The organism is Terrabacter sp. FW104-15G4B (assembly GCF_058790095.1).
Map to the genome: position 1 here is coordinate 15,329 of NZ_JBYTCI010000004.1, position 23,295 is coordinate 38,623.

22 protein-coding genes and 1 riboswitch are annotated in these 23,295 nt (G+C 72.1%); of the genes, 8 read left to right on the plus strand and 14 right to left on the minus strand.

The window, feature by feature from the left end; all coding sequences use genetic code 11:
* Positions 1-26: 26 nt before the first annotated feature.
* The 3 genes from AC3WRT_RS04785 to purN all read right to left on the minus strand — a co-directional run bounded on the left by AC3WRT_RS04785 (position 27) and on the right by purN (position 3,618).
* A complete protein-coding gene (locus AC3WRT_RS04785) occupies positions 27-1,127 on the minus strand; it encodes a glycosyltransferase (protein WP_492719727.1) in 1,101 nt (366 codons plus the stop codon).
* A gap of 109 nt (positions 1,128-1,236) precedes the next feature.
* Positions 1,237-2,883: a bifunctional phosphoribosylaminoimidazolecarboxamide formyltransferase/IMP cyclohydrolase gene (gene purH / locus AC3WRT_RS04790; RefSeq protein ID WP_492719729.1), complete on the minus strand. Its 1,647-nt coding sequence runs from the start codon at positions 2,881-2,883 to the stop codon at positions 1,237-1,239.
* 50 nt (positions 2,884-2,933) lie between these two features.
* A riboswitch (ZMP/ZTP riboswitch) is annotated at positions 2,934-3,010 on the minus strand.
* An 8-nt stretch (positions 3,011-3,018) separates the two neighbouring features.
* Positions 3,019-3,618, minus strand: coding sequence for a phosphoribosylglycinamide formyltransferase (gene purN / locus AC3WRT_RS04795; RefSeq protein WP_492720181.1), 600 nt, complete (start codon positions 3,616-3,618; stop codon positions 3,019-3,021).
* A gap of 141 nt (positions 3,619-3,759) precedes the next feature.
* Here purN and AC3WRT_RS04800 point away from each other — a divergent pair, with 141 nt between their 5' ends.
* On the plus strand, positions 3,760-4,152 hold the full coding sequence (locus tag AC3WRT_RS04800; protein WP_492719731.1) for a hypothetical protein: 393 nt from the start codon (positions 3,760-3,762) through the stop codon (positions 4,150-4,152).
* Between the two features lie 16 nt (positions 4,153-4,168).
* Here the strand turns inward: AC3WRT_RS04800 and AC3WRT_RS04805 are convergent, their stop codons facing one another.
* Entirely contained in the window at positions 4,169-5,452 is a 1,284-nt protein-coding gene (locus AC3WRT_RS04805; RefSeq protein WP_492719734.1) for a cell division protein PerM, read from the minus strand.
* A 166-nt stretch (positions 5,453-5,618) separates the two neighbouring features.
* Here AC3WRT_RS04805 and AC3WRT_RS04810 point away from each other — a divergent pair, with 166 nt between their 5' ends.
* Complete coding sequence (locus AC3WRT_RS04810) at positions 5,619-6,335, plus strand: polysaccharide deacetylase family protein (protein WP_492719737.1); 717 nt, start codon at positions 5,619-5,621, stop codon at positions 6,333-6,335.
* Positions 6,336-6,463: 128 nt separating this feature from the next.
* On the opposite strand, the gene sucD is transcribed toward AC3WRT_RS04810, so the two are convergent.
* The 4 genes from sucD to AC3WRT_RS04830 all read right to left on the minus strand — a co-directional run bounded on the left by sucD (position 6,464) and on the right by AC3WRT_RS04830 (position 10,453).
* A complete protein-coding gene (gene sucD / locus AC3WRT_RS04815) occupies positions 6,464-7,357 on the minus strand; it encodes a succinate--CoA ligase subunit alpha (RefSeq protein WP_492719739.1) in 894 nt (297 codons plus the stop codon).
* A gap of 31 nt (positions 7,358-7,388) precedes the next feature.
* The gene (gene sucC / locus AC3WRT_RS04820; protein WP_492719742.1) at positions 7,389-8,576 is read right to left on the minus strand and encodes an ADP-forming succinate--CoA ligase subunit beta; all 1,188 of its coding nucleotides are present in this window, start codon (positions 8,574-8,576) and stop codon (positions 7,389-7,391) included.
* Positions 8,577-8,879: 303 nt separating this feature from the next.
* Positions 8,880-9,815, minus strand: a complete 936-nt coding sequence (locus AC3WRT_RS04825) for a type IV toxin-antitoxin system AbiEi family antitoxin domain-containing protein (protein ID WP_492719744.1) — start codon at positions 9,813-9,815, stop codon at positions 8,880-8,882.
* A 191-nt stretch (positions 9,816-10,006) separates the two neighbouring features.
* A complete protein-coding gene (locus AC3WRT_RS04830) occupies positions 10,007-10,453 on the minus strand; it encodes a cobalamin B12-binding domain-containing protein (protein WP_492719746.1) in 447 nt (148 codons plus the stop codon).
* Between the two features lie 80 nt (positions 10,454-10,533).
* On the opposite strand from AC3WRT_RS04830, the gene AC3WRT_RS04835 reads away from it, so the two are divergent.
* Both AC3WRT_RS04835 and AC3WRT_RS04840 read left to right on the plus strand, forming a co-directional pair.
* Positions 10,534-11,481: a lipase family alpha/beta hydrolase gene (locus AC3WRT_RS04835; protein ID WP_492719749.1), complete on the plus strand. Its 948-nt coding sequence runs from the start codon at positions 10,534-10,536 to the stop codon at positions 11,479-11,481.
* 180 nt (positions 11,482-11,661) lie between these two features.
* The gene (locus AC3WRT_RS04840; protein WP_492719752.1) at positions 11,662-12,498 is read left to right on the plus strand and encodes a M23 family metallopeptidase; all 837 of its coding nucleotides are present in this window, start codon (positions 11,662-11,664) and stop codon (positions 12,496-12,498) included.
* Positions 12,499-12,672: 174 nt separating this feature from the next.
* On the opposite strand, the gene pcrA is transcribed toward AC3WRT_RS04840, so the two are convergent.
* On the minus strand, positions 12,673-15,168 hold the full coding sequence (pcrA, locus tag AC3WRT_RS04845; protein ID WP_492719755.1) for a DNA helicase PcrA: 2,496 nt from the start codon (positions 15,166-15,168) through the stop codon (positions 12,673-12,675).
* A 78-nt stretch (positions 15,169-15,246) separates the two neighbouring features.
* Between pcrA and AC3WRT_RS04850 the strand changes: the two genes are divergently transcribed.
* The 4 genes from AC3WRT_RS04850 to AC3WRT_RS04865 are packed head-to-tail and all read left to right on the plus strand — an operon-like array spanning position 15,247 to position 19,788.
* Positions 15,247-15,735 (plus strand): GNAT family N-acetyltransferase, encoded by a 489-nt coding sequence (locus AC3WRT_RS04850; RefSeq protein ID WP_492719759.1) that lies wholly within the window; start codon positions 15,247-15,249, stop codon positions 15,733-15,735.
* On the plus strand, positions 15,736-17,229 hold the full coding sequence (locus AC3WRT_RS04855) for a WS/DGAT domain-containing protein (RefSeq protein ID WP_492719763.1): 1,494 nt from the start codon (positions 15,736-15,738) through the stop codon (positions 17,227-17,229).
* 10 nt (positions 17,230-17,239) lie between these two features.
* Complete coding sequence (locus tag AC3WRT_RS04860; RefSeq protein WP_492719768.1) at positions 17,240-18,223, plus strand: quinone oxidoreductase family protein; 984 nt, start codon at positions 17,240-17,242, stop codon at positions 18,221-18,223.
* Positions 18,220-19,788: an amidohydrolase gene (locus AC3WRT_RS04865; RefSeq protein ID WP_492719772.1), complete on the plus strand. Its 1,569-nt coding sequence runs from the start codon at positions 18,220-18,222 to the stop codon at positions 19,786-19,788. The genes AC3WRT_RS04860 and AC3WRT_RS04865 overlap by 4 nt, the downstream gene beginning before the upstream one ends.
* Before the next feature lie 67 nt (positions 19,789-19,855).
* Here the strand turns inward: AC3WRT_RS04865 and AC3WRT_RS04870 are convergent, their stop codons facing one another.
* The 5 genes from AC3WRT_RS04870 to AC3WRT_RS04890 form a co-directional block, all read right to left on the minus strand.
* Entirely contained in the window at positions 19,856-20,644 is a 789-nt protein-coding gene (locus AC3WRT_RS04870; protein WP_492719774.1) for a putative endonuclease domain-containing protein, read from the minus strand.
* A gap of 166 nt (positions 20,645-20,810) precedes the next feature.
* Positions 20,811-21,026: a hypothetical protein gene (locus AC3WRT_RS04875; protein ID WP_492719777.1), complete on the minus strand. Its 216-nt coding sequence runs from the start codon at positions 21,024-21,026 to the stop codon at positions 20,811-20,813.
* Between the two features lie 30 nt (positions 21,027-21,056).
* A complete protein-coding gene (locus AC3WRT_RS04880; RefSeq protein WP_492719779.1) occupies positions 21,057-21,419 on the minus strand; it encodes a hypothetical protein in 363 nt (120 codons plus the stop codon).
* Between the two features lies 1 nt (position 21,420).
* Entirely contained in the window at positions 21,421-22,089 is a 669-nt protein-coding gene (locus AC3WRT_RS04885; protein WP_492719781.1) for an NUDIX hydrolase, read from the minus strand.
* 56 nt (positions 22,090-22,145) lie between these two features.
* On the minus strand, positions 22,146-23,270 hold the full coding sequence (locus AC3WRT_RS04890) for a glycosyltransferase family 4 protein (RefSeq protein WP_492719784.1): 1,125 nt from the start codon (positions 23,268-23,270) through the stop codon (positions 22,146-22,148).
* Positions 23,271-23,295: the final 25 nt, after the last annotated feature.

A 23,295-nucleotide genomic window follows, 5' to 3' on the forward strand; every position in this document is an offset into this window, starting at 1 on the left:
CGTTCGAGGCAGTCCCGGCACGCAGGCTAGGACCGGCCACTGTCGGCCAACTCCTCCAGCTGTCGCACGACGGCCTCCGGAGAGGGCATCGCGGCTATCTCGCCGCGGGCCCGAACCACCCGAGACCGCAGCAGCTCGTCCGACAGGACTCGGTCGATGGCGGCAACGACGCTCCCCTCCGGAGCGTCGTTGCCGACTGCGGCCCCGAGACCGAGCTCATCGATCCGGGCGGCGTTGAGGAACTGGTCGGCGCCTTGCGGGGTGATGACCTGCGGGACCCCCGCAGCGAGGCAGCCGAGCACGGTCCCGGTGCCGCCGTGATGGATCGCCAGGTCGACGTGGTCGAGCACCGCGGCCTGGTCGACGAAGCGCTCGACCCGCACGTTGGCCGGAAGCTCTCCCAGCAGAGCCGGGTCGCCCTCCGGGCCTGCGGCGACGAGAACCCGCTCGCACCGTTCCGCCGCTTCGACAACGGACCTTCTCAAGACCTCCACCGCGCCGAACGCGACCGTCCCCAGCGTGACGTAGACCCTGGGTCTCGGTACCTCGGAGATCCAGCTCGACACCGGATCCCTCGCGTTGGACCACGCCACCGAGCGGATCGGCAGCCGTTCGAAGGGCGGCTCACCGTCCGCGACCCAGATCGTCGGCCGCGGGTCGAGAGTGGGCCCGGGCTCCACGTCGATGACGCGGCTGAGCAGTCCCTGGAAGAAGGCCGGTGGCGCCATCGCGATGTGAAAGGACACGGACGGCACGCCGACCTCACGCGCCGCTATGGCGGCACCGACGTTGGAGCCCTCGTGGACGACGAGGTCCGGGACGCCTTCGCGGACCCACAGTCCGTGGAGGCGCGGAATGATGTGGCGGGGCATGACGATGCCGAACATCGCCGTGGGGAAAGCGAACGGGTCCGCGCCGTCCGTGACCTCGGCCATGGCCTGCTGCTCGGCGGCGTGCAGGGTCAGGCCCGGCGGCACCCCGGCCACGACCCGGAGCGGCAGCTTGCCCGCGAAGGTATCCCCCGCCGAGAAGGTCACCTCGTGGCCGGCCGGGGCGGCCGCCGCTGCCAACGGCACCATGGGCAGAAGGTGCCCATAGGCAGGGATCCCCGAGAAGGTGATCTTCACGTCACCGAGTATGACGGCGCCACGTCCCGGGAGCAGGGCTTCGGCGCCAAGCGGGCTCGGCGGCACACGGCCCTTCCGTACGCCGCTGAGCCCGCTGGCGTCGGCGCAGTCAGTGGGCGAAGTGGCGCGTCCCGGTGAAGTACATCGTCACGCCAGCCCCCTTGGCCGCCTCGATGACCTCCTCGTCGCGGATCGAGCCCCCGGGCGCGACCACGGCGCGCACCCCCGCCTCGAGCAGGATCTGCAGGCCGTCGGCGAACGGGAAGAACGCGTCGGAGGCCGCGACCGACCCACGCGCCCGCTCCTCCCCTGCTCGACGCACGGCGAGGTAGCAGGAGTCGACGCGGTTGACCTGCCCCATGCCGACGCCGACCGCGGCGCCGTCGTGGGCGAGCAGGATCGCGTTGGACTTGACGGCGCGGATCGCGCGCCAGGCGAACTGCAGGTCGGCAAGCGTTGCGTCGTCCGCGGCGTCACCGGCGACGAGACGCCAATTCGCTGCCTCGTCACCACCCGTCACGTCGCCGTCCTCCCCGCGCACGACGGCGTCCACCTTGTCGACCGTCTGCACGAGCAGGCCGCCGCTGACGGCACGCGTCTCGATGGGATCTGCGGCCTCGGCCATGCCGGCGGGCAGGCGCAGGACGCGGAGGTTCTTCTTCGCGGTGAGGATCTCGAGGGCCTCCGGCTCGTAGTCCGGCGCGATGATGACCTCGGTGAAGACCGGCTTGGCCGCCGCGGCCATCGCCGCCGTGACGGTGCGGTTGGCGGCGATGATGCCGCCGTAGGCGCTCACCGGGTCGGTCGCGTGGGCCCGCTCGTAGGCCTCCTCGATCGTGGCACCGACGGCGATGCCACACGGGTTGGCATGCTTGACGATCGCCACCGTCGGCTGGTCGCCGTGGTCGTGCGCGGCCCGCACGGCTGCGTCGGTGTCGACGTAGTTGTTGTAGGACATCTCCTTGCCGTGCAGCTGCTCTGCGCTCGCCACGCCCGGACGCCAGTGGCGGTAGAGCGCCGCGCCCTGGTGCGGGTTCTCGCCGTAGCGCAGGACCGCCGCTCGGTCGAACGTCGCGCCGGTCCACGCCGGGAAGCCGGTGCCATCGGTCGTGTCGGCGACGACGCTGCCCATCCAGCTCGCGACCGCGGTGTCGTAGCTCGCCGTCTGCACGAACGCCTCGGCGGCCAGGCGCCGGCGCTCCGTCAGCGTGAAGCCCCCCGCGGCCAGCGCCTCCGTGACGTGGGCGTATGCCGTGGGGCTCGTCACGATGGCGACGCTCGCGTGGTTCTTGGCGGCGGCCCGCACCATCGAGGGGCCGCCGATGTCGATCTGCTCGACGCACTCGTCCTCGCTCGCGCCGGACGCGACGGTCTCGCGGAAGGGGTAGAGGTTGACGACGACCAGGTCGAACGCCTCGACGCCGAGGTCTGCCAGCTGCTTCACGTGGTCGGGATTGCGCGTGTCGGCGAGGATGCCCGCGTGCACCTTCGGGTGCAGCGTCTTGACACGCCCGTCGAGGCACTCGGGGAAGCCCGTCAGCTCCTCGACCTGCGTCACCGGAACGCCTGCGGCAGCAATGGTCTTCGCGGTCGAGCCGGTCGAGACGATCGAGACGCCGGCGGCATCGAGCGCACGGGCGAGGTCGTCGAGGCCGGACTTGTCGTAGACGGAGACGAGGGCCCGCTTGATCGGGCGGCGGCTGGTGGCAGCGGACGAGGCGACGGTCATGAAGGTGCACTCCTGGTTCGGTGACATCGGTCGCGGCGTGCCGTGCAGGTCGGCGGGACCCGACGGCATCCGTTCTCGCGAGGCACCCAGGCGGTCGATGCTCCCGACGTCACTCCCCGGTGGTGTCCCACCCGCGCCAGTCGTGTGCCACCAGCGTAGCGGTCAGGCCCTGCCGATCCGAACTCGGCGGCCCTCGACGGCGAAGCCCTCGCGGGCGAGGCGGGCGACGACCTCGACGAGCAGCTCGCGCTCCTGCACCTTGATTCGCTCGTGCAGGCTCTCCTCGGTGTCGTCGTCCGCGACGGCCACGACCCGCTGCTCGATGATCGGGCCGGTGTCGACGCCGGCGTCGACCACGTGGCACGTCGTGCCCGTCACCTTGACCCCGTACGCGAGCGCGTCGCGTACACCGTGCGCGCCCGGGAAGCTCGGCAGCAGGGCCGGGTGGGTGTTGACCACTGGTGCCGCCCCGAGCGTGGTCGGGCCGAGGATCCGCATGAAGCCGGCCGTGACGACGAACCGTGGGCTCGCGGCGGCGACCCGCGCGGCCAGGGCGACGTCCCACGCGGCCCGGTCCCCGAAGTCGGCCGGGCGCACGACGAACGTGGGTATGCCCGCCCGCTCGGCGCGCTCGAGGCCCACACACGGGCGGTCAGCACCGACCGCCGCGATGCGCACGCCGTAGCCCGGCTCGGCGGCGGCGTCGATCAGCGCCTGCAGCAGGGTGCCCGAGCCGGACACGAGGACGACGACCGGGGCCATGCGCTCGGCGGCGGCCGCCACAGCGTCGCCGGTCTCGGACGGGCTGGCGGGTGCGTCGGTCGTCACGCGCCGGAGTTTAACGTCCACCTCCCCGCCGTCCCGATGACGTCCTGCGCGGGTCGATGGGCGAGGATGGTCCGCATGACCGAGCCCCACCCCGAGCAGGAGATCGCGTACGCGCGCGAGAAGGCCAAGCGCACCCTGCCCGTCTCGCTGCTCGTGCTGCTCGCCCTCATCGCGATGTACCTCCCTCTGCCGAAGCGCTTCGTCGCCTTCGTACCGCTCGTGCTGGCGGTCGTGCTCACGGTGCGCCTGCTCCGGTTCATGTCGGCTCGCGCCGGCCGGGAGAAGGTCTGGCCCGTCGTGACCCTCGTCATCGCCGGGATGCTGCTGTCGACCCTCGCGCTGCAGGTCGTGTTCTACGACTCGGTGAGCGCCTACGAGCGCTGCCTCGCCGGGGCACAGACGAGCATCGCGCAGGGTGACTGCCAGCAGCTGAAGAACGCCGGGACGTTCAGGCTGGTCATGCGCTGAGCGGCCGCCACGGCGCTCAGTCCTCGTCGGCCCCCGCCGCTGCGTCTGGCTGCTCCGCCTTGCGCTCCTGACCGCGTTCGCGCAGGAGAAGAGCCCCCGCGAAGAGCAGTGCTCCGCCGACGACCTCGGCGGTCAGGGCCGCCGCAAACGCCCACAGCGGCGGGCCGACGACCGAGAGCCGGTCGACCCCGACCGCGCCGTTGCCGAGGGCCGTCAGAGCGACGACCACCGCGACCGCGATCAAGCCCGCCACGGCCGTGGCCGACAGCCGCGCCCGCACGTTGCCGAAGAACTCGAGCTCGGCATCGACCCGCCGCCCGGCCCAGACCCCGAGGGCCACGGGAACGAGCACGACGGCATACATCAGCGGTGGGAAGTCACTGGCCCGCGGCAGCGCGCCGAGCACGGGGACGAGCGGCAGCAGTCCCGGCTGCGCGGCGGCGGGAGTGATCGCCGAGCCCAGCGCCACCTGGAAGCCGGGGCCGGCCAGGAAGGAGAGCGCCCACGTGGCGGCGTTGCCGAGCAGGGCGAGCTGCGCCAGGCCGATGACGAGCAGCGCGCCGAGATTGGCGCCGTACTCATCCTGGACCTCGGCCACGGACGACCACGCGACGACGAGCCGGACCAGCACGACGACCAGGCCGACGGCGAGCAGGAGCCCCGCGCCGCGCCAGCCCGTGCGCCAGACCGACGGCAGCCAGGTCGGTCCACGGCGGAACCACGTGCGCACGAAGGCCGGCGCCGACTCGTCGTCGGGGCGCAGCATCACGAAGCCGAGCGCGGCGGCCGGCACGAGGAGGGACCCGAGGACGGCGGCCACCCCAGGGGTGGCCGGGCCACCGAGGGTGAAGAGCGCGAAGACGGCGGACAGCAGCGCGTAGCCGACGAGGAAGCCCGGCACCACGCCCCACTGCGCGACCTTGCTCCAGTCCGCGGCGCCGACCCGGAGCCGCTCGGTGGCGGCGAGGCGGCGGGCGAAGCGGAAGGCGACGTAGACGAAGACGAGCAGCAGCAGCAGGGGCGTCACCGAGATGGCGACCGAGCCGGCACCCACCGACTGGCCGTGGCCGAGGAACCAGATCGCGCTGGCCACCGACACGGCCGAGAACCAGCCCACCGTGGTCTCGGGCGCCGCCAGCCAACCGATGAGGGCCGGGAGCACCACGACGGACCAGGTGCCGAGGGCGGCCAGCACGCCGGCGCGCAGGGCAGCCGGCATGGCGGTGGAGGGGCTCGTCGACGCGGTGGCCGACCTCGTGGTCGACGTCGTGGTCGTGCTCGGCGGGGCCAGTGGTCTCACTCCTGCGGTGGCTCGGGCGGTGCCTCCATGGTCACAAGATCGCCGCCCGGGAGCGAGCGCCCACGCCGGGCACGCCGCACACGGCACCAACTCGGTCACGGATTGCACGATCACCGACAGCGCCTCACGGCCCGGACGCACACTGGCAGTGAAGGGGATGAGACACATGAACAGAAAGAACCTCCACGCCCTGACGCCCCTGCTCGCAGCACTCGCGCTCACCGCCGCCCTCGCCGCACCCAGTGCGGTACCGACCACCGGGACGTCCCCGGCGCGTCCGACGACTGCGTCACCGACGGCCGGTCCGGACGTCGCCACGCTCCCCGTCGCCTACGCCGGGACCGTCTACTTCACCTTCGACGACGGGCCGCACCCGACCTGGACGCCGAAGATGCTGGCCGTCCTGCGCAAGTACGGCATCCACGCCGTCTTCTTCGAGATCGGCCAGAACGTCGCGTCGTACCCGTCGATCACCCGCAGCCTGCGCAGCAACGGCATGCTCATCGGGAACCACACCTGGAGCCACCCGGACCTGACGACGCTGTCGACCACGTCCGTGACCTCGCAGCTCAACCGGATGGAGTCCGCGCTCGGCTACCGGCCACGCTGCGTCCGCCCGCCCTACGGCGCGACCAACAGCCGCATCGCGACGATCATCGCCAACCGCGGGCAGCGGCAGATCCTCTGGACCGTCGACCCGCGCGACTGGTCACGGCCGGGCACGACGACCATCGTCAACCGGGTGCTGGCCAACGTGCGCGCAGGCTCGCGGATCCTCATGCACGACGGCGGCGGTGACCGTTCACAGTCCGTGGCCGCGGCCGACATCCTGATCCCGAAGCTGCGCGCCCGCGGCTTCGTCATCGGCCTGATGGCCTGTTGACCCCACCGGCCGTATGCCGTCACGCCGCCACAGCGCACCGGCCACACGGCATACGCCAACAGTCCACGACGACGGAGCGGGCGGCCACCCGAAGGTGACCGCCCGCTCCGGAACGCCCGTGGCGCAGACTACTTCGCGAGCTCCTGCATGATCTCGCGCATCAGGTCGGCAGTCTCGGACGGCGTCTTGCCGACCTTGACGCCGGCGGCCTCGAGGGCCTCCTTCTTGGCCTGGGCCGTGCCCGAGGAGCCCGACACGATGGCGCCCGCGTGGCCCATCGTCTTGCCCTCGGGGGCGGTGAAGCCGGCGACGTAGCCGACGACGGGCTTGGTCACGTGCTCCTTGATGTAGGCCGCCGCGCGCTCCTCGGCGTCGCCGCCGATCTCGCCGATCATGACGATCGCGTCGGTGTCGGGGTCGTTCTGGAACGCCTCGAGGCAGTCGATGTGCGTCGTGCCGATGATCGGGTCGCCGCCGATGCCGACGGCCGAGCTGAAGCCGAAGTCCCGCAGCTCATACATCATCTGGTAGGTCAGCGTGCCCGACTTGGAGACCAGGCCGATGCGGCCGGTGCCCGAGATGTCGGCGGGGATGATGCCGGCGTTGGAGACGCCCGGCGTGATCAGGCCGGGGCAGTTCGGGCCGACGATGCGGGTCGTGCCCTTGTCCTTGGCGTAGTTGTAGAACTCGGCGGTGTCCTTGACCGCGACGCCCTCGGTGATGACGACGGCGAGCGGGATCTCGGCGTCGATCGCCTCGACGGCGGCGGCCTTGGTGAACTGGGCGGGCACGAAGATCACGGACACGTTGGCGCCGGTGGCCTCGACGGCCTCCTTGACCGTGCCGTAGACGGGGACGGAGACGCCGCCCTCGAAGTCGACCGTGGTGCCGGCCTTGCGGGGATTGACGCCGCCGACGATGTCGGTGCCCGACTTCAGCATGCGCTGCGTGTGCTTCATGCCCTCGGACCCGGTCATGCCCTGGACGATGACCTTCGAGTCGGCGTTGAGGAAGATAGCCATGTTCGTCGTTCTCTCTTCTGTGGCTCTGTGGTCAGTTGGCGGCGGGCCGGGAGGCGAGCTCGGCGGCGCGGCGCGCGGCGCCGTCCATCGTCGGCTCGACCGTCACCAGCGGGTGGTTGCGCTCCTGCAGGATGCGTCGGCCCTCCTCGACGTTGTTGCCGTCGAGGCGCACGACCAGCGGGCGGTCCTCCTCGTCACCGAGGGCGTCGAGCGCGCCGACGATGCCGTTGGCCACCGCGTCGCAGGAGGTGATGCCGCCAAAGACGTTGACGAAGACGCTCTTGACCTGCGGGTCCGACAGGATGATGTGCAGGCCGTTGGCCATGACCTCGGCGCTCGCGCCGCCACCGATGTCGAGGAAGTTGGCCGGCTTCTGGCCGCCGAACTCCTCACCGGCGTACGCGACGACGTCGAGCGTGCTCATGACCAGGCCGGCGCCGTTGCCGATGATGCCGACGGAGCCGTCGAGCTTGACGTAGTTGAGGTTCTTCTCCTTGGCGGCCGCCTCGAGCGGGTCGGCCTGCGCCGTGTCCTCGAGGGCCTCGTGGTCCGCGTGGCGGAAGCCGGCGTTCTCGTCCAGCGTCACCTTGCCGTCGAGGGCCACGATCTGGCCGTCCTCGGTCTTGACGAGGGGGTTGACCTCGACGAGCGTCGCGTCCTCGTCGCGGTAGACGGTCCAGAGCTTCTGAATGGCGTCGGCGATGGCGGCCTTGTCGGCCTCGTCGAAGCCGGCGGTGTCGACGATCTCCTGCGCCTTGGCGGCGTCGATGCCGGTGTTGGGGTCGACCGCGATGCGCGCCAGGGCCTCGGGGCGCTCGACGGCGAGCTGCTCGATCTCCATGCCGCCCTCCTTGGAGCACATGGCGAGGTAGGTGCGGTTGGCGCGGTCCAGCAGGATCGAGAAGTAGTACTCCTCGGCGATGCGGGCGCCCTGGGCGATCATCACGGTGCCCACGGTGTGGCCCTTGATGTCCATGCCGAGGATCGCCTCGGCCGCGGCCTGCGCCTCGTCGGGGCTCTTGGTGACCTTGACGCCGCCGGCCTTGCCGCGGCCGCCGGTCTTCACCTGCGCCTTGACGACGGTGACACCTCCCGACTTCGGCCCGATCTGCTCGGCGGCCGCGCGGGCCTCCTCTGGCGTGGTGGCGATGGCGCCGGCCAGCACGGGCACCCCGTGCTTCTCGAACATGTCGCGGGCTTGGTACTCGAAGAGATCCACGGGTGGGGTCCGTCCTCGTCGTCGATTCGTATCGTCGTCGATCGCATCGCTGCGGCGTCCTTGGGGGCTCCCGTGCTCGCGCTCGGACGGGCCCTGCGCCGAGGCGCAACCGAATCAGGCTGTCCCTCGGACTCTAGTGGCTCCGAGGCGTGCTGCCGCCACCGGGGTGCGCCCGACTGGAGCAAGATCACACCGCCGCCGGGGCGCGCTGTCGCCTGCTCCGCGGGTTGGTGGCCCGTCCGCGCGGCCTGCCGTCCGTCTCGTGCCGGATCCCGCGGAGCAGGCCGTATGCCGCGTCGCACGTCAGGCGGCCGCCTGGCCGAGCGCCTGCTGCAGCCGACGCCTCAGGCGGTCGGCGTCGGCGAGCTCGGACCAGACGACCCTGACCACGACCCAGCCGGCCCGGCGCAGGGCATCCTCTCGCTGCTTCTCCTCGAACAGCGCCCGCGAGTCGGCGTACTTCACGGCACCGTCGAACTCGACCAGCACGCGGGTGCCATGGACCCGGAAGTCCGCCCGGTAGCGGCGGCCCTCGACCGTCAGCTCGACCTGCGGTTCGAGGTCCAGACCGAGGCTGCGCAGCACGTATGCCGTCCGCGTCTCCCCGGGCGACTCGTGCCGTCCGTCGACGTGGCGCAGGGCGGCCCTGACCGTCGCGAGGCCCGGATGCCCCGCCAGCCGGTCGACGGAGCGCCCGAGGCGGTCGGCGTCGACGACTCCGCGCGCGAGCGCCGCATCGGCCGCGACGAGTGCCGCCTCCGGCCCGTGCACGAGCCCCGTCTGCACGACGGCCAGCGCGATCGGCACCGTGGCCGTGGTCGAGGAGTCGGGGAGACCGGATGCGCGGAACGGCGCCAAGGCAGCGATCGGCCGATGGAGCACCAGTCCTCGTCGTCGCGCCGAGGCGTTGGGCACCCGAGCCCCTGACGCTCGGGGCAGGGAGGTCAGGTGGACGGTGTCGAGGTCGACGGCATACGTCGGCAGTCCGTGCAGGAGCAGCGCGGAGTGGTGGCTGACCACGGCCCGCCCCGCGTTGGCTCGGCCCAGAGCGGTGGCCATCAGCACGTGCCGCGCCTCCGCCGTGGGCGGCTCGCCGGACACGACGGCATACCAGCCTCGGGTGAGGCGCAGGCACTGCCCCGACCTCACGAGCCGGCGCAGGGCGTGGCCGTCCAGACCGTGAGCGGCGGCGTCCGCAGCCGAGAAGACGCCGTGGGCGCCCAGCAGGTCGAGTCGCATGGGCCGAGCGTCGCGCGGCCGGCCGTGTCGGGCCAGCGCCCGGCCGCCGGTTGTGGACGGACGCGCCGTGGCGCCACCGGCTGTGGACGACTCGCGCTCTTCCGGGCCGTACGCGGGTTGCGGGTCCGCTCGCCCGGTAGGCCCCCCGTCGGGGCCCCGAACCCGCGGAGCAGCCCGGAAGGCGCGGAGCGTCAGCCGGGGTGGACGTGCTCGCGGACCCAGCTGACGATCTCCATCGTCGTCGCGCCCGGGGTGAAGACCTTGGCGACGCCGAGCCGCTCGAGCTCAGCGATGTCGTCCACGGGGATGATGCCGCCGCCGAAGACGACGATGTCGCTCGCGTCGCGCTCGGCGAGCAGCTCGACGACCCGCGCGAACAGCGTCAGGTGCGCGCCCGAGAGCACCGAGAGCCCGACGACGTCGGCGTCCTCCTGGATGGCCGCCTCGACGATCTGCTCGGGAGTCTGGTGCAGCCCCGTGTAGATGACCTCCATGCCCGCGTCGCGCAGGGCCCGCGCGACCACCTTCGCACCGCGGTCGTGCCCGTCGAGCCCCGGCTTGGCCACGACCACGCGGATGACGTCGGTCTGCTCGGTCACGGCTTCGGCGGCGACTTCGGCGGCGGGGGTCTCGCTCATGCCGGGCACTCTAGCCAGCCCCACCAGACCCCGGCGCGCGATAGTGATGCATCGCCCACCCACAGGGGTACGGTCAGGAGGTGGGAGAGGCAGCACGGGCGGCGAGGACGCCGCCACAAGCCGGCACCCCGACAGGTGACGCGCAGGCCCCGCGGGGGTTCGCCGCAGCGGTCGGGGAGGTGGCCGGTGCGCTCCTGACGCCCACCGGACTGGCCGGGGCCGCGCTCGAGGCGTCGTGGATGGGCCTGCACCTCGGGCTCTACCCCTTGGGCCTGCTCGGCTCCCGGGCCAGTGACCGGCGGCAGGGCTACCGGCTCGGGCACCTGCCCCCGACCCAGCGGGGCCTCGCCATCCAGAACGTCGAGGCGGCCGAGACCCCGATCCTGCTGGTGCACGGGATGGCAGACAACCGCTCGATCTTCACCGTGTTGCGGCGCGGCCTCGTGCGCCGCGGTTTCGGGCGCCTCGAGACGATCAACTACTCGATCTTCACCCGCGACGTCCGAGCGGCCGCCGCCGAGCTCGGCGCCGAGGTCGAGCGCATCGTCGAGGAGACCGGCTACGAGCGCATCCACGTCATCGGCCACTCGATGGGCGGGCTGATCGCCCGCTACTACGTGACCCGCCTCGGCGGCGACGAGCACGTGCACACCCTCGTCACCCTGGGCACCCCGCACCAGGGCAGCTATCTCGCCTACACGTGGAACAACGGCCTGACCCGCCAGCTTCGCCCCGGCAGTGCCCTGATGAGGGAGCTCGCAGCCCCGGCCAAGGAGTGCCAGACCCGTTTCCTCGTCTACTGGTCCGACCTCGACCAGGTCGTGATCCCGCAGCACAACGCGGCACTGCACCACGACGACCTCAACGTGCACAACATCGCCCTGCACGGAGTGGGTCACATGAGCGTGCCCATCACGAGCAGCGTGGTGCACGGCATCTCGACCGCGCTGGCGCACCTGGACACCTCCGGCGCCACGGTGACTCCCGGCGTCAGCCCGCTGAGCAGCCGGCGCAGCCGTATGCCGTAGCGCCCATTCGCGGCGAATGTGCACAGCTATCCCCCAAATCGTCGGGGATGCCCTAGTCTCGTCGCAGTCGCGGCCTCCACCACGACGCCCGGACGTCCGCGTTCCTAACGTGATTTCGGATCACGAAACGATCACGTTACGCTGGCCCCTCGCCTCCTGTACTTGATAGGTAAATCTTTCGTGCCCCAAAACAGCTACACCGGCCGGCACCGTCCGGCAGCCAAGCCTTCGCGGGGTCGACAGTTCGTCGTCCCCGTTGCGCTGCTCTCCTCGACCGTCGCCGGAGGCCTCGTGATCCGCGACGCCGGCGCCAGCCAGCTGAGCCCCGAAGCGGCCGCGATGAAGAACGTCTCCGACTCGGTCACCGGTCTCGGCCTCACGGCGGACCCCGAGGCGGTCGCCGCAGCCGCGGGCAACCGAGCTGGTGCACGCTCCTCGCGTGACATGGCTCGCGACGCCAAGGCGCTGATCGCCAACGCGAGCGCCTCCGCGCAGCAGACGGCCGCGCAGGCCGAGGCCGCAGCCGCCAAGGCCGCCGCCGACAAGGCCGCCGCGGCCAAGGCGAAGGCCGACGCCGCCGCCAAGGCCCAGCGCGAGGCCCAGGAGCGCGCGCTCACCCAGGCGCACCGCTGGGTCTCCCCCGTCGCCGGCTACACCCTCACCTCCGGCTTCGGCATGCGCTGGGGCAAGATGCACCCCGCCCAGGACCTCGCCTGTCCCGTCGGCAGTCCCGTCCGGGCCCTCTCGAGCGGCACCGTCGTCTTCGCCGGCTGGTCCACCGAGGGCTACGGCAACTTCGTCAAGATCCGCTACTGGGACGGCACCGTCTCGTGGATGGCGCACAACAGCCGACTGCTCGTGGCCGTCGGCGAGCAGGTGACGCCGGGCCAGGTGGTCGCCTACAGCGGTAGCACCGGCCACTCGACGGGCCCTCACGTGCACCTCGAGATCCACCCCAAGGACGGCTCCGCCGTGCCGCCCAGCCCCTGGCTCGCAGCACGAGGCGTCAGCCTCTGACCGAGGCCCTCAGCGACTCGAGGCCCGTTCCCTTCCCGAGGGCGGGCCTCGTCGCGTCACAGGCCGTATGCCTTTGCGCCGCAACCAAGCCCGAGCCCGGGACCACGGCCGGCTGGGGGGCCAGCCCCGGCATACGCGATCGCCGTGAGGCTGGCGGAGCTCCGGCCCCGTGCGTCAGAGCTTGACGAGGGGGGCGTAGCGAAGGAGCAGGCGCTTGGTGCCGGTCTCGGCACCGAAGTCGACGTGGGCCATCGACTTGTCGCCGTCACCCTCGACCCGCACGACCGTGCCGAGCCCGAAGGAGTCGTGGCTCACCCGGTCGCCCGACTGCAGCGAGATGACCGGGCGCTTGCCGGCGCTGCGGACACCGGGACGGGCCGCGAGCGTGGCGACAGCCGGCCGGTCGGAACCACGGGCACCGCTGAACGACGGGCCCAGCCGCTGCCAGTCGAGCAGGTCGCCGGGGATCTCGTCGAGGAAGCGTGACGGCGGGTTGTACTGCGGGGCGCCCCACGCAGACCGTACCGCCGCGCGCGAGAGGTAGAGCCGCTCACGGGCCCGGGTGATGCCGACGTAGGCGAGGCGACGCTCCTCCTCGAGCTCCTTGGGGTCGCCGAGCGCCCGCATGTGCGGGAACGTGCCGTCCTCCATGCCGGTGAGGAAGACGACGGGGAACTCGAGGCCCTTGGCCGTGTGCAGCGTCATCAGCGTGACGACGCCCTGCGCCTTGGCCTCGGGCTCGTCGGGGATCTCGTCGGCGTCGGCCACGAGCGAGACCTGCTCGAGGAACTCCTCGAGTGCGCCGGCAGGGCCGACGTCCTCGGGCTCGACACCGGGCGGCAGCTCGCCGCCTGACTCCGCGAGCTCGGTGGCACGGCGGTCGTCGTACTCCTGCGCGACGGCGACGAGCTCGGCGAGGTTCTCGACGCGGGTCTCGTCCTGCGGGTCGTGGCTGGCGCGAAGCTCGGCGAGGTAGCCGCTCTCCTCGAGCGTCATCTCGAGCAGGGCCGCGACGCTGTCGTCGGCCTCGTAGGACGTGCGGAGCTTCTCGAGCAGGGCGGTGAAGCCCTGGATCGCCGCGACCGAGCGCGTGGCGATTCCCGGGGCGTCCTCCGCGCGGCCCAGGGCTGCGACGAACGGGATGCGCTCACGCTCGGCCAGCGCCGCGACGCAGGCCTCGGCCCGGTCACCGATGCCGCGCTTCGGGGTGTTGAGGATGCGGCGCAGGTTGACGGTGTCGGTGGGGTTGGAGACCACCCGGAGGTAGGCCAGGGCGTCCTTGACCTCGCGCCGCTCGTAGAAGCGCGTGCCGCCGACCACCTTGTAGGGCAGGCCCACCCGCACGAGCACCTCCTCGATGGCCCGGCTCTGGGCGTTGGTGCGGTAGAACACGGCCACATCGCCCGGCTTGACGCCCTTGTCGGCGAGGTCGTCGATCTCCTTGGCGATGAAGGCGGCCTCGTCGTGCTCGTTGTCGCCGACGTAGCCGGTGATCATCGCGCCGTCGCCGGAGTCGGTCCAGAGGTTCTTCGCGCGGCGCCCCTCGTTGCGGGCGATGACGCAGTTGGCGGCGCGCAGGATGCGCTGGGTCGAGCGGTAGTTCTGCTCGAGCAGGATCGTGCGGGCGTCGGGGTAGTCGTTCTCGAACTCGAGGATGTTGCGGATCGTCGCGCCGCGGAAGGCGTAGATCGACTGGTCGGAGTCGCCTACGACGCACAGCTCGGCCGGCGGCACGGCATACGACTCGACGCCCTCGGGCCCCTTAACCTCGCCGACGAGCTCCTTGATGAGCTGGTACTGCGCCTGGTTGGTGTCCTGGTACTCGTCGACGAGCACGTGGCGGAAGCGGCGGCGGTAGTACTCGGCGACGTCCGGGAAGGCCTGCAGCACGTTGACGGTCATCATGATGATGTCGTCGAAGTCGAGAGCGTTGGCCTGGCGCAGGCGGCGTTGGTACTGGGTGTACGCGTCGGCGACGGTGCGCTCGTAGTGGTTGCCCTCGGTGACCTGCGAGGCGTAGGTCTCCTCGTCGATCAGGTCGTTCTTGAGGTTGCTGACCTGAGCCGAGAAGCCGCGCGGCGGGTAGCGCTTCGGGTCGAGGTCGAGGTCGCGCAGCACGAGGCTCATCAGGCGCTGGCTGTCGGCGGCGTCGTAGATGGAGAAGGTCGACTTCATGCCGACCTTCGCGGCCTCGCGCCGCAGGATGCGCACGCACGCGGAGTGGAAGGTCATCACCCACATGGCGCGGGCGCGCGGGCCCACGAGGGATGCGACGCGCTCGCGCATCTCGGCCGCCGCCTTGTTGGTGAAGGTGATGGCGAGGATCTGGCCCGGCTGGGCGCCCCGCTCCCCGAGGAGCCACGCGATGCGGTGGGTGAGAACGCGGGTCTTGCCCGACCCGGCGCCGGCGACGATGAGCAGCGGCGTGCCCTCGTGGACGACGGCCTCGCGCTGCTGCGGGTTGAGCCCGTCGAGGAGCACGGTCGGGTCGAGGTCGGCGCGCCCTCCCTGGGCCGCACCCTCGCCGCCACGCGCCGCCGCCTCGGCCCAGGTCGGGACCCCCTGCTCTGTGACGTCGCCGCCGCGCCCGGTGCCGGCGGACCCGCTGGCGGGGCCGCCCTGGCCGGGGCCGAAACCGGGGATGGGGAGGTCGTCGAAGAGCGTGCTCATGATCGGACAAGCCTACGTCGACCCACCCACAGCCCCGACCACGACGCCCAGGTGCGCGACTCGGGAGAGGATGGCCCGGTGACCGACTTCGAGATCCGTGAGGCCACGGCCGCCGACGTGCCCGACCTCGTCCGCCTCGTACAAGCTCTCGCTGCCTACGAGAAGGAGCCCGACTCGGCGACAGCGACGCCCCAGCACTTCGGCGACGCCCTCTTCCCTGCGCAGGGCGACCCCACGGCATACGCCCTCGTGGCGGTTCGGGAGGACGCGGTCGTGGCGATGGCCATCTGGTTCCGCAGCTTCTCGACGTGGACGGGGCAGGCCGGCATCTGGCTCGAGGACCTCTTCGTGGAGCCGGGGCAGCGCGGCCACGGCATCGGCAAGGCGCTGCTGACCCGCCTCGCCGCGATGTGCGTCGAGCGCGGCTGGACGCGCCTCGAGTGGTCGGTGCTGAACTGGAACACCCCCTCCATCGACTTCTACCGGGCGCACGGTGCCCGCTCCCTCGACGACTGGTCGACCTTCCGCGTCGACGGCGACGGGCTCTCGAGACTGGCGGGCGAGTAGGTGGCCCGCGCGTCCCGCCGGATGGGGCCGGCCGACGTGCTCTGGCTCAACATGGACCGCCCGACGAACCTCATGGTGATCGTGTCGGTCGTGCTGCTCGACTCCGTCCCGGACTGGGATCGCGTGCTCGAGGTCATCCGTGCCCGCATCGTCGAGCCCTACCCCGTCTTCAGCCAGCGGGCCACGCGCGCCGGGCGTCCGTTCGCGCGCCACCGCTGGGAGGACGACCCGGACTTCGACCTCGACCGCCACGTGCACCGGGCCACGCTCACGGCCACGCTCACGGGCACGGACCGGGACACCGGGCGGACGGCCGACGGCAGCTCCGACGACGACGCCGCGCTGCAGGCGTACATCGAGGCGCACCTGTCGCGGCCCTTCGACCGCAGCCGGCCGCTCTGGGAGGTCCACCTCGTCGACGGCCACGGCGGGGGCGCCGCCCTCGTCTTCCGCATCCACCACGCCCTCGCCGACGGGATCGCGCTGACCCGTGTGCTGCTGGGGCTCACCGAGGACGCCGACGGGCGGCCGGGCGACCTCGTCGGGCCCGCGGCGAGCACGGGCCTCGGACCGGCGACTCTCGTCGGCTCGGCCATGGCTCCGGGTCCGGGAGCCGTGCGCTCGGCCGTGCGGTTGGCGCGGACTGCCACCCTCATGGCGTGGAAACGCCTGCGCGTCAGGGGTGCTCGTGCTGTCGTCACCGACGCGGCCGGCGTGACGCTGCGCACCGGACAGGTCGTCTCGGACCTGCTCCTCACGACGAACCCGACGAGCGCCGTCGGCGGTGATCCGGGGCGGAGCAAGCGGGTCCTGTGGACCCGGCCGCTGCCACTGCCGGGCCTCAAGCAAGCCGGGCGCCTGGTCGGCGCCACCCTCAACGACGTGCTGCTCAGCGCCGTGGCCGGCGCCCTGCACGTCTACCAGGACGAGCACGGCCGCGAGCCGGTCGACCTCGTCACCATGGTGCCGGTCAACGTGCGACCGCTCGACGAGCCGCTCCCCCGCGAGCTCGGCAACCGTTTCGCGCTGCTCTTCCTGCACTTCCCCAGCCGCGACGCCACCCCGCTGGGGCGCCTCGCGCTCTCCAAGGCCCGGATGGACTGGCTCAAGGCGTCCCCCGAGGCCGCGCTCACCTTCGCGCTCATCTCCGTCATCGGCCGGATACCCGCCGTGCTCGAGCGTCGGATCGTGGACTTCTTCGCCGACAAGGCGATCGGCGTCACCACCAACGTCGCCGGGCCTCGGGAGGTGCGCTACCTCGCGGGCGTCCCGTTGACCGGCCTGCTCGGCTGGGTGCCGGGCTCGGGGCGCCACACCCTCGGCGTCTGCATCGTCACCTACGACGACGCCGTGCGCATCGGCCTCATGGCCGACGAGGGCGTCGTGGGGCACCCCGAGGCGCTGCTCGCGGCGCTGGAGGACGAGGTTGCCCTGCTCGTGCGGATCGGTGCCGCGGGGAGCACCGCGCCGAGGCGCAGGCGGCGCCGGTCGTAGGGTGGCAAGCATGAACCGAGCGACCAGCGTCTTCGTCTCCGAGTCGGGCGACGGCAGCGTCCTACAGGTGCGCGACCATGACCTCCCCGACCCGTCGGACGGCGAGGTGCAGGTCGAGGTGGCGGCTGCCGGCGTCAACTTCATCGACGTCTACAAGCGCCAGGGCGTCTACCCCGTGCCGACCCCCTTCGTCCTCGGCGAGGAGGGCGCCGGCACCGTCACGGCCGTCGGACCCGGCGTCACCGACGTGGCCGTGGGCGACCGCGTCGCCTGGTGCCAGTCGAGCGGCAGCGAGTCGACCCTCGTCAACAAGCCCGCCCGCCTCGTCGTGCCCGTCCCCGACGGCGTCGACCTGGAGGTCGCGGCTGCGGCCATGCTCCAAGGCCTCACCGCCCACTACCTCGTCACGAGCACGTATGCCGTGTCGCCGGGAGCCGTCGCCCTCGTGCACGCCGCGGCCGGCGGGGTCGGGCAGCTGCTCGTGCAGATGGTCACGGCCCGCGGTGGAGTGGTGGTCGCGACGGCGGGATCGGACGAGAAGCTCGAGGTCGCAAGGGCGCTGGGGGCCCAGCACCTGATCAACTACTCGACCGTCGACGACCTCGCCGGCGCCGTCCGGGAGGCCGCCGGGCGCGGGGTCGACGTGGCCTACGACGGCGTCGGGAAGTCGACCTTCGACGCGTCGCTCGCCTCGCTGCGACCGCGCGGGATGATGGTCCTCTTCGGCGGCGCGAGCGGCCAGGTGCCGCCCTTCGACATCCAGCGCCTCAACAGCGGCGGCTCCCTCTTCCTGACGCGACCGACGCTGGCGCACCACGTCGCCGAGCGCGAGGAGTACGAGTGGCGCGCGGGCGAGGTGCTCGGCGCCGTCGCCGACGGTTCGCTGAAGATCGACGTCGGCGGACGGTATCCACTCACCGAGGCGGCGGCGGCCTACGAGGCCCTCGAGGGTCGACAGACCACGGGCAAGCTCATCCTGGTGCCCACCGCATGAGCCGCACCCTCTTCCGCCACGAGCACATCTGGACCGGCGACGCCGAGAACCCTTGGACCGACGCGCTGCTCGTCGACGACGGCCGCATCGTGGCCGTCGGTGTGGAGGCTGTCGAGGCGGCCGGGAGCGCGGCCTCCGTCGACCTCCCCGGCGCCCTCGTCATGCCCGGCCTGCACGACGCCCACATCCACACCGAGTGGCTGTCGCGCGACCAGTCATCCGTCGACCTGCGCGGGGCCGGATCGCTCGAGGACACGCTGGCGCTGGTGCGCGCCCACGCCGAAGGGCTGCCGGAGGGTGAGTGGCTGCACAGCGGACGCTGGAACCACAACCGGTGGGCCGTCCCCGTGCAGCCCGACCGGCACGCCCTCGACACGGTCTCGGGCGGCCGAGTAGCCGCGCTGTCGAGCGTCGACGGCCACACGATCTGGGCCAACTCCCTTGCGCTGCAACGGGCGGGGATCACCCGCGACACGCCCGACCCGGTCGGGGGTGAGATCGTCCGCGATGGGTCCGGCGAGCCCACCGGCATCCTCCGCGAGTCGGCGCAGGAGCTGCTCGACGTCATCCCCCACGAGGAGTCACCGCTGCGGCCGTGGCTCGAGCGGTGCCAGGACTGGCTGCTCTCGGTCGGGCTGACGAGCATCACCGACATCGACGGTGAGGACGCGCGAGCCGCCTACGCCTCCCTGCACGCGGACGGCGCGCTGCGGCTGCGCGTCACGAAGTGCACCCGCGATCCCGACCTCGAGCTGGCCATCGCCGAGGGGCGCCGGTCCGGCCAGGGCGACGAGCTCTTCCGCGTCGGACCGGTCAAGTTCTTCAGCGACGGCGCGCTCGGCTCGCACACGGCCCACATGACCGAGCCCTTCGTCGGGCACGAGAGCTGCGGCATCGCAGCCATGCCCTTCGAGGTGCTGCTCGAGCGGACCCTGCTCGCCGCGCGCTCCGGGCTGGACGTCGTCACGCACGCCATCGGCGACGAGGCCAACCGCCTCGTGCTCGACACCTTCGAGGCGGTCCGGGGCGACGGCCTCGACGCGCTGCTGAGGATCGAGCACGCGCAGCACGTCAGGCCGATCGACATCCCGCGCTTCCGGGCGCTCGACGTCGTCGCCTCGATGCAGCCCACGCACTGCACCGCCGACCTCGAGCTCGCCGACGAGATCATCGGCCCGCGCCGGCTCGCCTCATACGCATGGCGCACCTTCCTCAACGCCGGGGTGCAGGTGGCCTTCGGTTCCGACGCCCCCGTCGAGGACCCGAACCCGTTCCACGGCCTGCACGCGGCGGTCACCCGCCAGCGAGCCGACGGCCAGCCGTGGGGAGGGTGGCGACCGGAGGAGCGGATCACCCTGACCGAGGCCGTCCACGCCTTCACGGTCGCGGCGCACGAGTCGGTCGGCCGCACCGACGTCGGGCGCCTCGCACCCGGCCAGCTCGCCGACCTCGTGGCCGTCGACCGCGACCTCTGGGCCGTCGAGGAGTCGTCCCCGGCCGACATCCGCGACGCCGTGGTGCTGCAGACCTGGGTCGGCGGCGACCTCGCCTACGAGCGGACCTGAGGCACACGGCATACGCCCTCGCGTCCCGGACGACGACCACAACTCGCGGCTGGGGGTCCTCACGCGCTCAACCGGCCCGCCGGACCGCAGTGGTGGTCGCCTTCCGGAACTCGACGCCACGGGCCAGCACGGAGCGCACCCAATCCTGACGCCCCATCGCCTGTGGATGGGAGAAGCGCAGCACCAGCCACTCGTCGAGCGCCAGCTCGTCATAGCGCTCACAGTCGATGTCGATCTGGCGACGCATCGTGTGGAACTCATAGCTGTCGCCCTCCACGACGATCCGCAGCCCGGCGTCGCACAGGTCCGGGTGGATCACCCGACCCCCACACGGAACGGGCACCTGGGGCACCAGCCGCAAGCCCGGCACGTCGAGCGAGATCGCCCGGAGCACCGACTCAAAGGGGTTCTCGGCGCGGCCGTCGGCGTGCGCGGCGACCCGGAGCGTGACGGCGCAGTCGAGCACGGTCCGCAGCAGCGACGTCGCCTCGCCGCTGCGCACCTCCGCACGCTCGAGCTCTCGCCAGCTGATCCGGTAGTCGTCGCGGTCCTCCCGCCGCACACGGCGCCCACGTGGCACGGCGATCTCCGGCCGTGGCGGCTGGGTCTTGAGCCTGAGTCGCCACATCGCGGCAGCACCACGACCCACTGCCACCCCGTTGACCCGGCGCACCGCACGCCGCGCGGCGTCGGCAGAAGGCAAGGCGTACCGCCCTGGAGCGTCGCGCAGGACGAGCCCCGCCTCGACGGCCGCTCGGATCTCCCGACCGGTGAAGCGGGATGTCAGCTCGGGGCGCCCGGCTACGCCGCCAAGGGCCTGCAGGTGCCGCGTGACCGCGGAGGGTGGCTGTGCCATACGCACCACCGTGGCCCACCCCAGAAGCGCAGGGTCGGGACCATCCACAGGATCGTCGTCCGGGATGACGACCACTACTGCCGTGCCTGGGCACGGCCCCGCTCAGCAACGGCCTTGACGGGAAGTCGTGGTCGTCAACTCGAACGGCGAGTTCTAGCAGGGTGGGTCAGGGAGTGCCGGGGACGACGGCGAGCAACAGCGTCGCGAACCAGGTCAGGCCGCCGACCACGAGCAGGAAGACTCCGATCACCGACATGTTGCCGGCGCCATCGGCGCGGGACACACGCCGGCGCTGCCGACCCAGCACCACCAGCGCCACACCGGCGACGAGCCAGACCAGGCCGATGAGCAGACCCGCGAGGACCCCTGCATTCCAACGCATCTCAGTTGTCCACCCTCACCAGGGAGCCGGTCACCACAGCGCCGCGACGAGCACGTTGACCACCGCTCCGCCGCCCGCGACGTCGAGCAGGCTGCCGGTGTCCTGGCCCTTGCGGGATCGCGCGGCGCCGATCTCGGCGGCGGCCAGCACGACGAGCGCGATGACGAGCTTGACCGCGATCTTCGTGTTGTTGACAGTGTGGTCGTCGTCCTTGATCGCCGACGCGATGCCGACCAGAGCCAGTCCGGTCACGAGCTGCGCCCGCGCACCCCAGACGACAGGGGCGGTGACGGTGCGCCCGGCCCGGACGGCGATCCAGCCGCCGACGATCGCGGCCATACCGAGCAGGTGGAAGGCGACCAGCAGGTTGTAGACGAAGTCCATGGCCGTCATCCTACGGAGCGTCGTACTCCCCGGCCGGCCGGGTCGCGCCGGGGCCTCCCAGGGCAGCGAGACGCCGCCACGACGCCGCGAGCGGGTAGTCACCGATCTGGTCGGCCGGCACCCAACGAGCGTCGGAGGTCGTGCCACCGACATCGTGGATGACGATGTCGGCCGGCTCGGAACACGTTGCGGCATAGACGATCCGGACCGCATGGAAGTCCTCGAGCACACCGGAGGGCGCACGCCCCACCCAGTGCTGCGACTGGACGGTGAGCAGCTCGCCGAGCTCGATGCGCTGCCCGGTCTCCTCCCACACCTCGCGGTGAACACCCTCCTCGGGCGACTCTCCCTCGTCCAGGCCACCACCCGGCAGCCCCCAGTCGCCGGCCACGTGCGTCTGGCTGTTGAACTGCGTCAGCAGCAGGCCGCGCTCGCTCGTCACCACCGCGTAGGCGGCCACCCGCTGGTGCGGCTCCCCCACCTCGTCGTCGCTGACCCCGGCATCCCGGCGCACCTGCTGGGCCGGAGGACGTATGCCGTCCAGCTCGCGCACGCGGTAGCCGAGCTCGATCGCCCCGTCCTCGCGCGCCACTGCGAAGACCGGCGCCTCGATCAGCCACCCGGCATCGGCGAGGACGACGTCCGGATGGTCGCCGTGGCGGAGGCGTGCATCTGCCACACGGTTTCCGTCCGACGCGACCGCGACGACGTGCAGACCTGCGGGCACGTTGGTCCTCATCGGCGCGACAGCCGCACGGCCCGCTCGTACTCGGCGACAGCGAGCGCCACCACTTGCGACCACTCCTGCGCGGGCGGGTGGCTGACGTTCCACGCCCGCATGCGAGCCACCTCGTCAGGCGCGCTGACGAGCCGACCGATCTCCGACGACATGTGCGAGTCACCCTGCACTACAAGGCCGTTCACACCGTCGGTCACGAACTCGCCCATACCGGAGCCGGACCGGCCGATGACGGGCAGGCCGACGGTGCGCGCCTCGAGGGCGGCTATCCCGAAGGCCTCGAGACGCGTCGGTGACAGGTAGACGTCGGCAGCGGCATACAGCTCACGCAGCTCGTCGCGGGTGACCCGCCCCGGGAGGGAGACCCAGTCGAGACCCCGCTCGCGGACGACGGCCTCCATCCTGCGGCGGTAGGGCCCCTCCCCCAGCACCGTGAGCGAGACCGAGTCCTGGCCCGCCGTGCGCGCAGCGTCGGCCACGAGCTCGACGAGCGCCACGGGGCGCTTGCGGGCGGCGAGCCGCGTCGCGGTGACGAGGCGCAGGGGTCCCGGCTCGCGCGCCACCGTTCCGACCGCCCAGCGCCCGACGTCGATGCCGTTGGGCAGCACGGTGACCGGCGCACCGGGCCCCACGAGCCGACGCAGCGGCTGCGCCGCCACGTCGGACACGGCCGACATGGCCACGCCGCGTCCAGCCCACCGGCGCACGAAACGTGCCGCCCTGAAGACCGGCGCCATCCCGGCGAGCATGCAGTGCCAGGTCATCGCCGTCGGCAGCCCGATCCCGAGGGCGACCCGGGTGGCGTCCCACACGAACGGCGAGACGACACCGGTCTGCAGGTGCGCGACGTCGAAGGCGCCGTCGACGAGTCTGCGGCGTAGCTCTGCCGCGGCGAAGGGGTTGACGGGCAGCCGCCCCGGCATCGGGGCCGCGAGCCGGTGCACGAGGACACCGTCGACCACGGTGACCTCTCCCCGCATCTCCCCGTCGACGCCACGCGTGGCGGTGAAGACCTCGACGTCGTGACCGGCAGCCCGGAGATGCTGCGCGAGGTCGTGCGTCTGCACCTCGATCCCGCCCAGCCGGGGCAGGTAGCAGTCGGAGATCAGCGCCACTTTCACGGGAGACACTGTGCCATGGTCCAAG